This window comes from bacterium (Candidatus Blackallbacteria) CG13_big_fil_rev_8_21_14_2_50_49_14 (genome assembly GCA_002783405.1).
Taxonomy (GTDB): domain Bacteria; phylum Cyanobacteriota; class Sericytochromatia; order UBA7694; family UBA7694.
On the sequence record PFGG01000028.1, the window covers coordinates 58,148 to 69,649 of the forward strand.

General features: G+C 45.8%; 9 protein-coding genes. 3 read left to right on the forward strand and 6 right to left on the reverse strand.

Translation table 11 applies throughout. The annotated features are described in order from the left end of the window. Positions 1–7: 7 nt before the first annotated feature. Genes COW20_06190 through COW20_06205 form a run of 4 tightly spaced genes read right to left on the reverse strand, consistent with a single transcriptional unit; the run spans position 8 to position 4,520 of the window. Positions 8–799, reverse strand: a complete 792-nt coding sequence (locus COW20_06190) for a hypothetical protein (GenBank protein PIW49390.1) — start codon at positions 797–799, stop codon at positions 8–10. A gap of 2 nt (positions 800–801) precedes the next feature. Continuing rightward, a complete protein-coding gene (locus tag COW20_06195; GenBank protein PIW49391.1) occupies positions 802–1,728 on the reverse strand; it encodes a hypothetical protein in 927 nt (308 codons plus the stop codon). 6 nt (positions 1,729–1,734) lie between these two features. Beyond that, the gene (locus tag COW20_06200) at positions 1,735–3,168 is read right to left on the reverse strand and encodes a hypothetical protein (protein ID PIW49392.1); all 1,434 of its coding nucleotides are present in this window, start codon (positions 3,166–3,168) and stop codon (positions 1,735–1,737) included. A 38-nt stretch (positions 3,169–3,206) separates the two neighbouring features. Continuing rightward, complete coding sequence (locus COW20_06205) at positions 3,207–4,520, reverse strand: hypothetical protein (GenBank protein PIW49393.1); 1,314 nt, start codon at positions 4,518–4,520, stop codon at positions 3,207–3,209. A 90-nt stretch (positions 4,521–4,610) separates the two neighbouring features. On the opposite strand from COW20_06205, the gene COW20_06210 reads away from it, so the two are divergent. Further along, positions 4,611–5,021 carry a hypothetical protein gene (locus tag COW20_06210; GenBank protein ID PIW49394.1) on the forward strand — a complete coding sequence of 137 codons (411 nt, stop codon included), beginning with the start codon at positions 4,611–4,613 and terminating at the stop codon, positions 5,019–5,021. Between the two features lie 99 nt (positions 5,022–5,120). On the opposite strand, the gene COW20_06215 is transcribed toward COW20_06210, so the two are convergent. Then, positions 5,121–6,002, reverse strand: a complete 882-nt coding sequence (locus tag COW20_06215; GenBank protein PIW49395.1) for a DUF58 domain-containing protein — start codon at positions 6,000–6,002, stop codon at positions 5,121–5,123. Further along, positions 5,999–6,691, reverse strand: coding sequence for an ABC transporter ATP-binding protein (locus COW20_06220; GenBank protein PIW49396.1), 693 nt, complete (start codon positions 6,689–6,691; stop codon positions 5,999–6,001). Before COW20_06220 ends, COW20_06215 begins: the two co-directional genes overlap by 4 nt. A gap of 124 nt (positions 6,692–6,815) precedes the next feature. Here COW20_06220 and COW20_06225 point away from each other — a divergent pair, with 124 nt between their 5' ends. Both COW20_06225 and COW20_06230 read left to right on the forward strand, forming a co-directional pair. Continuing rightward, positions 6,816–7,967 carry a hybrid sensor histidine kinase/response regulator gene (locus COW20_06225; protein PIW49397.1) on the forward strand — a complete coding sequence of 384 codons (1,152 nt, stop codon included), beginning with the start codon at positions 6,816–6,818 and terminating at the stop codon, positions 7,965–7,967. A gap of 141 nt (positions 7,968–8,108) precedes the next feature. Then, on the forward strand, positions 8,109–11,426 hold the full coding sequence (locus COW20_06230) for a hypothetical protein (protein ID PIW49398.1): 3,318 nt from the start codon (positions 8,109–8,111) through the stop codon (positions 11,424–11,426). Positions 11,427–11,502 lie beyond the last annotated feature (76 nt).

Below are 11,502 nucleotides of genomic sequence, written 5' to 3' on the forward strand. Positions count from 1 at the left end.
TTGTTTGCTAGCGTGCGGGTCGCGGAGGTTTCAACATGCCATGCCCTTTGAGCGCTTCCAGAAATTTTGCCTGATTCAGCCAGGTTTGCGTTTCAGGATCCCATTCAATCAAAGCCAGGATTTTTTGGAAGCGCTCCTGTTCCTGGGTCAATTGCAGGGCTTCCTGAATATTTTCAAACAGATTTTCATCATCCATCAGCATGAGATTGTTACTTAAAAGGTGCATCAAGAGTGCTTTCCATTCCACCGTGGTTTGGGCCATCAGTGCTGGAGAGAGCAGCATTTTCAGTTGGTAGGGCCAAAGCGTCCGCAACATTTCCAAAGACTGAGACAGATCGCCCAAGAGCAGATGCAGCCTTTGCCGGGCATCATTCGGCGGAAGTTGTTGAAATCTGAAGGCCAAAAATTCGCTCAGAGATTCTAAAAAGGGATGGGTTTCCATCGAGCGGCTGAGATAGGGTTTGCTGCCCTGATAGATCAGCATATCGACAAACTCTCCGCCATCATTGTAAAAGCCCATTTGGTCGATCAATGCGCCCTGGGGCTGAATCAAGAGTTTAATCAGGCTGATATCTGGACTGTCGAGTTGGAAATAAAAGGAATCAAAATGTTCATCGCTGTTTTGATAGCGAAAACTGAGCAAATAGGTTCCATTTTTTAAATTGGAAAAAAGAAAATTTGAAGCGTTGAGCTGGCCCTTGAGCGGATCTTCCTGGGTGGGCTGACAAGGCGTTAAGATTGCTTGAAATGCTTGCGGATCGCCAGCATGGATTTCCCATTCAATTTTTAACTCAGACATTTTCACCTGCTCCCTTGATTAGAAAACCAATTCCAGAATTCCTGTAGGCCGTTCTGAAATGAAGTGGTGGGGTTATAGCCTAAATAAGTTTTTGCTTTTTCGTTGCTTGCCAGGGTTTGTGAAACATCTCCCGGAGGATGGGGCAGAATGCGTTTTTCCGACGCTTTCAGCCCACTGATGTTTTCAAGTTCAGAGACCAAATCTGAAAGTCTGATACTTTGACCTGAACCCAGGTTAAAAACAGCGAAAGATCCAGTTCCTTGAAATGCTTTCAACCAGACCTCTGCTTTTAGCATACCATTGATAATGTCAGAAATATATGTCATATCCCGCGAGGTGGTTTCGGGGTCAAACAGTAAAAGGGGCAGGCCTTGGCTTAAATTGGAAGCAAAATGATAAAGGCCCATGTCTTGGCGCTGGCCAGGGCCATAGACCGTGAAAAATCGCAGCGCCACTCCTTTGAGAGCATGGTTGAGGGCATAGGCTGCCAGTAAGTTTTCAGCAGCCAGTTTTGAAACCGCATAGGGTGAAGTTGGGCGTGGAATAGCTGTCTCTTTCAGGGGAGAACCCTGACTACCACCATAAACGGATGAAGAAGAGGCCAGAACAATTTGTTCTGTTTGCGTGTGGGCACACCAGTTAAGCAGGTTGGCCGTGCCTTCAATATTGGTGCGCAGATAGGCGGCTGCATGGCTGAGTGAGTCTCTGACCCCGGTACGGGCAGCCAAATGAAAGACGGTTTCGACTTTGGGTACCTTCAGCCAGTTTTCAGCCTGACAAATATCGATTTGAATCCAGTTTTGGCCTTGAAAGGAGGGGGGGGCAGGTCGCAAATCGAGGCCAATACAGGGTCTTCCTAAGCGATGCAGGGTTGCGCAAAGGTATTGCCCAATAAACCCGGCAGCGCCCGTCACGAGTACCGCTTCCATGCCTGTTTAGGCCTGGGGGGGGCGACGGAAAATCCGGTTTTGGATTTGCTGGGTCTGTTGATTCTGTTGGGTTTGCCAATTGATCTGTTCCTGCTGTGCTTTCTGCGTTTCACGCTGCACAATCGAGAGTTTATCGGCTTCAATCACAGAACCATTGAACGAACTTGCGCCTTTCAGGGTGACAATATCTCCTTCACGGATTTCTGAGAAAAATGCCGAGACAGAATGTCCTTCTAAATGGCTGGTAATTTTGGTGTCGGGTGAAACCACTGCCAAGGCCCTGTTCTGGGTTTGAATATCCTTGATAAAGATTTCGCCTTTTTCATGGTTGACAGCTTCAACATAACCGGAGTCTATCACTGATTGGGGTTTGGGTTCAGAGAGTTTTTCATCAATATGGGTTCCGGTTTTTAACATCAACAGTGCGACGAAAATGCTGAGCAGCGCGCCAATGGCGTAAATTTCTCGCGGAATAATATGGTAGTTAAAGAGGATATCGTTGATCCACATCAGCCCGAGTAAAAGTGTAAGCATCGCCATTAAAAAGCTGAGCGATTTAAATGGGGAACCCTGTTGATGCCGACTGCGCCGCCAGGATTTGATAAAGAAAAACAGCGCAATGCCCACATAGGTTAGAGTCAAGAGCAATCTGAATCCATCAATCAGTTGATACCACATGTTTTGGCGTTTTTGGTAATTGCGGACCCATTGGGGGGCATCGGTGGGCAAGGCTTTTTTCCAACTGTAGAGGGTTTCAATCAGGATCAGGGCTTCTCCCCAGCTCAAGCGTTCATCCGGGCGGATGGTCTGATCGGGATAACCATTGATCAATTTCAGGTTTTCAGCCAGAACCACGGCAGCGAAAGATGGATGTTTTTTGTTGATATCCCGAAAACGGGATTCCTGTGAGCCAAAACTTTGAAGGGATTCACGCAGGCCAAAGGCCAGGATGACACGGTGAATAGCCTCTGCGCGTGTAATTTCACCCACCAAAGGGTGATCGTTTGACAATTGTAATTGTTGCAGAGAGACTCCCGCAATTCGGCTGAGGACAGTCAGATAATCCTGTCGGTTGATCAGCTCACTGTAGTTGATATTATTGGGCAGCACAATCCCGTTTTCTTCAAGCACATGTACAGAACGCCGTGCCCAGCGGGTATGGTAAGGTTCAATCTTGCTCTCTGTCAGTGGTTCGGTTTGTACTGAAGGGGATATATTTCCATTCAGTGTATTTTGAGGGTTGTTTAAAGAACTGTCGCTGTTTTCTGATTCAACCTGCACTGGGAGCGTTTCAGAGGGAGGAGCCTCCAATTGGGTTTGCGCAAAGATCGGCAGGGCCGTGCTTGCTATAAAGATCATCCAGAAGCAGAGGAAGATCCGAAAAGGGTTCAGCTGATTGTTTACCATTGGAATTTCGCCGGAAAAGAATTTGAAACTCATTATATCATCAAAAAGAAATACAATTTTTGATTCGTATTTTAGTCAAGATGCTCAATTCCAAAAGCATTGCGTACGCTTTCGGGATCAATCCCCTGGCTGTGAAGCAGAATGGGGAGCAGGCGAAACTGGGAATGCACCAGTTGACGCGCCAAAAAACCGAGATTGAGGGGCTTTTTGTCTGTCGGAAGAATCAGGCGATCTACAATTTTTCCCTGCTCTAAATCGATCAGCAAAAGACAGGGGGTAAACAGGGCGGGTTGGTTCTTTGAGACCATGACGATCCCCCAGCGGCCATCGGGGCTGATTTCAAAAAGATCACGCGCATCAGCCCCCGTACTGAAAGCTTCTCCTTCTAAAACAAGGGTGTCTAGAATTTTGAATTTCTCAGTATCCAGAACCAAAAGATCGGGGCGTCTGTTTTCGGGGTTGATGCCTAAAATATAGAGCCGATCTGCTTTGGGGGGCAAAGCGAGATTGCCCAAGAGCAAAGGGGAGGGCACAGGTATTTTTTTCTGGGCCATGGCCCGATCCGTTAAGAGCAGGGAGCCCGGTTCGTATTGGGTCGAAAAAATGCGTTTTCCATCGGGATGAAATGCGATTGAAATGGCTTTTTTACTGGGGCGCTGTACCACTTTCCAGGTCCGCATCAGGCGCAAGGGCTCCCGCTGAATCAAATGCATTTTGCCTGCGCCACGATCGGTAACCACCAAGATCGGATGACGAGGTGAGAGATACAGATCAAAGGGGCGGGTTTGAACGGGCTCGATCGGAATTTGTCCCCAGGTCAGTGAACGGCAAAAAATGCTTTGTAACTGGGATTGGTAATCGTTGTTGTTTAAACAGGCATAGCTGCTGTTGAGGCTGAGGGCCCTTTGCTCACTGGGAAGTTGAGAAAATTCTTTGAGGACACTCAGTTTATTGGATTGAATCTGAAGCAGCAGCATTTCGATCTGGCCAAAAGCTGACCAGGAAGGAGGGGGGCCGCTGCTGATCTCCCTGGGAAGAGGCAGTTCTTTCAACAATTGGCCAGTACCAGGGATGATCAGTTTGAGGCTGGCTTTTTCCTGATCAAGGCTGAAAGCGGGTTCGGGGTGCCGTTCAGCATAGGCCAAAGCGTTTTGATGTGAAATTTGCAGCGCTGCATGTATTTGATGGGGCAAAACACTGTTGCTTAAAGCTGACTCGAGAATTTCAGCCTGTTTGCTGAGGTCTCCTCTTTGTTCGAAGGTTTTCAGTTGCTTCCAGAGAGGCGAGGGTGCATTTGAATTATTCATGGCCTCAATTATAGCAATCCCTTGGGAATGCTGCCAATTGACAGGTCTTTGAAAATTTTTTTCGCAGGGGGCTTGCAATTTGAGCTGATTAATATTAAGATAATCATAAGAAGATTAAGTTTAGGTTATCTAAGTTAAGGGTATTTTTAAAGAGGTTAAATAAAGTTTATGCAACTGAGTTCTGCACAGGCCATTCAAAACCGCGGTACCTTCCATGCTGCTGATACAGCATTGAGATCTGGAAATTCAAGTTCTGAAAGACATTCAGGTGGTGAAACCTATATGGCGTTTCAACATGCTGACAGTATGCATTTCCAACGTTACCAGGCCCAGCCTGTTGCGACTTCCTCTGAAGATCGTTTCATGGCAGTACTGCAGATGTTGCTTTCTCTCGATACCCGTGTTTATACCTCTTTGGTGGTCAGCATTCTGTTCACCACCGTTTTTCATGCAATTTTTGAAGTGTTTCCCTTGATCAGCGTGGCTGTTGGCATGGCTTTTTTCTTTGTCTGGTATGTCATGAGCTTTTTCGATTTTAAGCGTTTAGTGCATACCCTCAGCTATGGAGCTGCTGCCTGATTTCTAATAAGTTTTGAATCTTTTTATAGACCCTTAACCTTAATCTGATTAACCTAATGACTGCCTCGGCAGTCTTTTTTTTTGCGGATTTTTCAGAAATTAATGGTGATGAAAGCGGTAAAACTTCAACAAAGCGGTCACCAGCGATTCACTCTCAGTGGGCAAGACAATCTGGTCTATTTTCATTTGGCGAAATTCCTGGCGCAGACCTGAAAAATGTGCTTGCATTTTTTCTTGATAGGCCAGTCTGACCCGCGAAGAGCCCAAATCAAAGATCCTCTGATTCTGGGTTTCGGGGTCTCGCAGAGCCACCAGACCTGTTTTGGGCAAAGCCAGATCGAGAGGGTCCTGCAGCATGACGGCCACGCAGTCATGGCGTTGACTGAGCACTTTAAGCGGGTAAAGTGAACCCGTTTCGATAAAGTCAGACAGGATAAAGACAATGCCTCGGCGGTGCAGAATATGATTGACGAATTTGAGGGCGGCGGAAAGATCACTTTTTCGCTCCCTGCGTTCGGGTTCAACCATGAGTTCTCTGAGAATGCGCAAGGCGTGTTTTTTGCCTTTTTTGGGGGGTAAGAAAGTTTTGAGCTCTTCGTCAAAGCTCAGCAGACCGACACGGTCGTTATTGCGCATGGCACTGAACGCCATCAGAGCACAAAATTCCAGCATCAAATCTGTTTTGAGATGGCGTTGCGAACCAAAAAACAGCGAAGAGCTGGTATCCACAACTAAAAACAGGGACTGTTCCCGTTCCTCAACAAAGCGTTTGATATGTAAATGCCCAGTTCGGGCTGTCACGTTCCAGTCAATCTGGCGTTCATCGTCGCCTTCCTGATACGGTCGCACTTCGTCAAATTCCAATCCCACCCCTTTAAACACACTCATATATTGACCGCTTAAAACATGGTCGACCAAGTGGCGGGCTTTGATTTCAAGATGATGAATTCTTTTCCAGGCATCGGGTAGAACCTGACTCATGTGTTGAGAGCCTCCTGTTTGAGTTGGCCTGCTTCGAGATGAAAGACAGAATCACTGAGGTGACGCATTTCTGAATTGTGGGTGACCACCAAGAGCGTTTTTTGCTGGGATTGGCTGAGTTCTAACAAGAGTCGCATCATTTCATAACCATTGGCATGATCCAGATTGCCCGTGGGTTCATCTGCCAAAATCAGTTCAGGATCGTGGATCAGGGCTCTGACCAGCGCGACACGTTGTTGTTCGCCCCCCGAAAGTTTATCTGGAAAACTGTTTTGACGGTCTTTCAGACCTACGCTATCGAGCAGTTCGAGTGCTTTTTTTTTCTGGTGCATACCATTCAGCCGGGCGGGTAAAAGGATATTTTCAAGCACACTTAAAGTGGGGATCAAATTGAAGAATTGAAAAATCAAACCGATGTGTTTGCGGCGAAACAAGGTGCGCTCCTGTTCGGAAAGAGCGCTCAGACAGGTTTCACCAAACCAGATTTTTCCCTGCTCAGGGGTATCGAGACCGCTGATGAGATTGAGAATTGTACTTTTCCCTGAGCCACTGGGCCCCAATAAAAGACTCATTTTTCCAGCAGGAAAGCTGGCGTTGGCCTGCTTGAGAACTTGATGTCGCTCTGGGCCTTCCTGGTAAACCATCGAAACATTTTCTAAGCGGATTGCTTGGGCTTGAATTGTATTCATAGTACTCCCAAAATAACATGAAACCAGGGTACTCTATAGATTTCATTTTACCCTGAGGCTTGTCTTTCGTTACAATGGAGTTGGTTGAACTGCTGACAGAAGAGGGAATGGGATTGATTGAAGCATGGATACACAGAAAGATCTCCAGTTTGAACCCCTTGCAGATATTTTATTGGTTGATGACACGCCCGCGAATTTGAAGGTTTTATCAGAAATTCTTAAATCATCTCATTATGGGGTGAGGGCTGTTCCCAGTGGAAAAATGGCTCTAAAAGCCGTTTCACTTTCCGCTCCGGATCTGATTTTAATGGATATCAATATGCCAGATATGAATGGCTATGAACTTTGTCGCAAACTGAAGTCCAGCCCAGATTTTGGGCAAATCCCCGTTATTTTTATCAGTGCTTTGGACGATGTTGAGGACAAGGTCAACGCTTTTCGTGAAGGGGGCGTTGATTTTATTTCAAAACCTTTTCAAATCGAAGAGGTTTTGATGCGTGTGAAAACGCATTTGACGATTCGTCGGCTGCAAACTGAATTGGAGCAAAAAAATCAGGCTTTAGAAACCCAGGTGCAACAGCTTCAGAATTTAGAGCATTTGCGAGATATTCTGACCAGTATGATTGTGCATGATTTGCGAATCCCTTTAACAGGTCTTTCGAGCAATTTAGAACTGATTTCAGATTTTACGAAGCAATTGCCGCAACCTGTTAAACGCTTTTTGCGTCTGGCAAGAACCAGTACTCAGAATCTTTTGGGCAATATCAATCAGCTCTTGGAATTGAATCGCCTTGAGGCAGGTAAAAAAATTCTTGACTATTCACGTTTTGAACTGCGTGCCTTGTTGCTGGAGGTGCTTGGCAGTTTTGAATTTCAAATTCAAGAGCAGATTGTCAGCGTCGATTATCCAAGCGAACCCTTGTGGATTGAGGCCGATCAGAATTTGATCCAGAGAGTTTTGCTCAACCTGTTGGGCAATGCGTTTCGCTATACGCCTTTTCAGGGCCTGATTTCAGTGAACTGGAAAAAAACAGAGGACGCGTTTTGGCTTGAAGTAATTGATCAGGGGCCGGGTATTTCTGAGCAATACCATCAAAAAATATTTGAAAAATTCGGACAGGCTGAAATCAAGCAGAACGCAAAAGAAATGTCCTCTGGTTTGGGATTGGCTTTTTGTAAATTGGCGATTGAAGCCCATGGCGGTAAAATTGGCGTGAAAAGCCAAGCCGGACAGGGCTGCTCTCTTTGGTTTGAAATTCCCGCTGCAGCTTTTTAGTTGAATTTTTTTTGAGCGTTTTTGAAGCCGTTACTTGCTTTGCGGTAGAAAAAATACATTATGACATTTTTTGCTTCATATTTTCTCCATACAAATAGTGTTTAATCGTTCTATCAATTTTTGCGCAGAGTCAGGATTCGTATGCTTATGGCCATTGAAATTCAAGTTTCTGGGGCTGATCGTCTTTTTCATCAAGAACTCTATCTCGCTCTTTTAAACAACAGTACTTTAGGCATTGCCTGTTTTGATCCTGATGGGCAATTGCTGTTCTTAAATCAATTGGCCTCTCAGTTTTTGCACTGTTCTGTGGAGGCTGAGATTGGCTCCCATGTCAATGCCCTGCTCGAATACTCCCGAGCTGAAAAAATTACCGCTGCGATTGCGGATGCGCTTGAGAGCAAAAGATCCTCCTTGCGCATGTCGTGGATGTATCAGTCGTTTGGGCGTGTTTATCAGATACCCATGAAAGTCATGCCCCTCTCAGATCCTCAATTTAAAGGGGTTCACGCGGTGGGCTTTCTCTGGAATAACCCAGCCTTGAGTATGCGTTATCTTCAAGAAATTGAAAAAACCCATTTTTATTTTGATCGGATTGTCGATTTTTTGCCCAACCCTGTTTTCGTCAAAGATAAGAATCAACGCTTTTTAGCTGTCAATCAAGCGCTTTGCGATTTTTTGGGCTTTCGTCAGGAAGAGTTGATCGGCAAATCTGATTTCGATTTCTTGCCCAAAGAAGAGGCGCTTGAAAACTGGCAGAAAACGCAGAAAGTGTTTTCTGCGGGGGATGTCTTGGAGTCTGAAGATCTGATCATTGCAGAAAATGGGCGGCCCATGCATATTCTGACGCGTCAGACGGTGATCAATCAACCCGATCAGGATCCCATTCTGATTGGCGTTTTGAGTGATATCACCGATCAAAAACAGACCCAGTTCAAATTGCAGGAAAGCAAATTAACCTTTGAGGGGATTTTTCACAATACCTTTCAGTTTATGGCAATGTTGGACCTGAATGGAAATGTGATTGAAATCAATCAACCCACTTTGGATTTTTATGGACACCGTTCAGATGAAGTCAAGGGAAAACCGCTTTGGGAGATACAGGGACTGACACCTGAGTCAGCCAATTTTATGCGTGAGCAGATGGCGCTCGCTACTCAGGGGCATTTTGCCCAATTTGAACTTTGCAGTCAGGGGGTTTGGGGGCATGAGCGCATTTCAGATTTCAGTCTCAAACCCGTTACCAATAGCTTGGGGCAAATGGAATGGATTCTGGCTGAGGGGCGGGATATTACAAAAACCAAAGAGCTGGAATATAAACTTCAAGAAGCTTTGAGCCAGCAGGAGGTATTGCTTGAGTCGATACCTTCTGTGGTGATTTATACAGATTTGAAAAACATGATTCTCTGGGCCAACCGTCGGATTGAATACGAACTTGCCTATTATGTGACCGATTTAATTGGACATTCGATTCAAAAATTATTTCTTACCCAGACCCAGAGTTTTATCCATGAATTGAGCCTTTTGGCTCAGGAACAGGTGCGTGAATCGGTTTCAATCCCGCAAATTGAAGTGATGCGTGGGGACCTGCGACGGATTTTCATGCGAATGACCCAAACCTTGGTCTCTGATGCCTTTGGGGCGCCGATCGGCAAGCTTTGGGTCTTGGATGATATTTCACAGGAATTAGCAGCTTCCACTCAGGTTTTAAAAATGAACGAAGTTCTGGAAGAACGGGTGCAAGCGCGAACGCATGAATTGGAATTGGCGAATCTTGCGCTGCTCAAACATCAGCAGCGTTCCGAATTTTTGATGGAAATAGCGGCTTCTGCCAATGCTTCTGAAACCATAGAAAGTGCCTTTGACGCTTTTTTGACTTCACTGCATACCCATTTTGGTTGGGAGCTGGGGCATATCTGGTTGGCAGAAAAGCGAAAAAATAAAATCAATCTGATTTCGTCCAATTGGTTTCAGACCGACAGTGTGCGCTTTGAGTCCTTCCGAAAAGCGACTGAGTCCTTCGTTTTTTCAGAGCAGGGTTCGCTTTTAGACTATGTCTTTTGGGAAGGGAAACCACTGTGGTTAGAAAATTTAGCGACCTATTCCGCCTTTCAGAGAGGAAATGAGGCCAAAGGGGCAAATTTACATACGGGCTTGTTGATGCCCTTAAGACTTGGCAAACAACCGATTGCCTTGCTTGAAATTTTTACTTCCCAGACCTTGAGCGAAGACCCTGATATGATTTTACTGCTTGAGCAGGCCATGGTGCATTTAAGCTATGTGGTGACGCGGGTGCGTATGCAGGAAGATCTTCTCAAAAGCCAGAAGCGTTTAAGTGAATCACAACGCATGGCCGGCCTGTGTTCTTGGGAGTGGGATTTGCAAACCCAAGAAGGGTTCTGGGAACCCGAGGCCGAAGAGGTTTTGGGACTGATGCCGCCACAAAATGCACAGGACTATTTAAGTCTTTTGTTACCTCAGGAACAGGAGCGGCTTCAACAGGAATTTAAACATGCGATTCTTTCTGGTGAGCAGGAGATCAGTACGGAGTATGCCTTTCCTGCTCCCAATGGGGAAGAGCGTTATATTCACAGCAAGGCTGAAATTGTGTATGGGCCGAGTGGAGAGCCCCTTTTACTGCAGGGGATGCTTCAGAATATCAGCGAGCGTAAACAAGCTGAAAAAATGTTGGAGCAGATGCGTGAAGAGGCAGAACGTGCCAATCAAGCCAAAAGTATTTTCCTCGCCAATATGTCGCATGAAATTCGCACGCCCTTGAATTCTATTTTGGGTTTTAGCCAGCTGCTGCAGAGAGATCCTCTCTTGCCGACTCATTTGCAAAGATATTCACAAACCATTTTGGAAAGTGGTTCATTTTTGCTGCGCTTAATCAATAATATTCTCGAAATTTCAAAAATTGAAGCAGGCAGAATTCAGCTGCATTTTTCGAGCTTTGCACTCAATAGTTTTTGTCAGGGAATCAAGTTGATCTTTCAAGGCCAAGCCTTTGAAAAAGATCTGGCCTTTCGTGTGCGTTTTCCTGAACAGGAATACTGGATTGAAACGGATCAGCAGAAACTCAGCCAGATCCTGATGAATTTATTGGGCAATGCCTTTAAATTTACTCACAAGGGAGAAGTCAGTTTAGCGGTTGATTTGCAGAAAGAAGACTCCCAGGGTATTTTAAAAATATGTGTAAAGGACACGGGGCCAGGGATTGACTTCGCATTACAGGAACGTATTTTTCAACCCTTTGAGCAAACTGAAATTGGTTTGCGCACACCTGACAGTACGGGCTTGGGACTGGCGATCTGTCGGGAATACCTGCAATTATTGGGGGGTGAAATCACCCTTTCAAGTCAGCCTGGGCAAGGGGCCAGTTTCGAGCTGGAGATACCTGTCACCTTGGCGAAACCTAAAAATTTGAATTGGGATCTGCGCTCTCTGTTAGCAATCATATAGTCTGGGACAATACCGTGAAGTGGCGTGATGTGGTGTGAAGTGATGAGATGGCGCGGTGTAAAGGCCAATAAAAAAC

What these genes read in the sequence shown, in the direction of transcription:
- COW20_06210 (PIW49394.1), top strand. Translation starts at nt 4,611, where the DNA reads ATGCAACTGAGTTCTGCACAGGCCATTCAAAACCGCGGTACCTTCCAT.
- COW20_06220 (PIW49396.1), bottom strand. Translation starts at nt 6,691, where the DNA reads ATGAATACAATTCAAGCCCAAGCAATCCGCTTAGAAAATGTTTCGATG.
- COW20_06190 (PIW49390.1), bottom strand. Translation starts at nt 799, where the DNA reads ATGTCTGAGTTAAAAATTGAATGGGAAATCCATGCTGGCGATCCGCAA.
- COW20_06225 (PIW49397.1), top strand. Translation starts at nt 6,816, where the DNA reads ATGGATACACAGAAAGATCTCCAGTTTGAACCCCTTGCAGATATTTTA.
- COW20_06200 (PIW49392.1), bottom strand. Translation starts at nt 3,168, where the DNA reads ATGAGTTTCAAATTCTTTTCCGGCGAAATTCCAATGGTAAACAATCAG.
- COW20_06215 (PIW49395.1), bottom strand. Translation starts at nt 6,002, where the DNA reads ATGAGTCAGGTTCTACCCGATGCCTGGAAAAGAATTCATCATCTTGAA.
- COW20_06195 (PIW49391.1), bottom strand. Translation starts at nt 1,728, where the DNA reads ATGGAAGCGGTACTCGTGACGGGCGCTGCCGGGTTTATTGGGCAATAC.
- COW20_06230 (PIW49398.1), top strand. Translation starts at nt 8,109, where the DNA reads ATGCTTATGGCCATTGAAATTCAAGTTTCTGGGGCTGATCGTCTTTTT.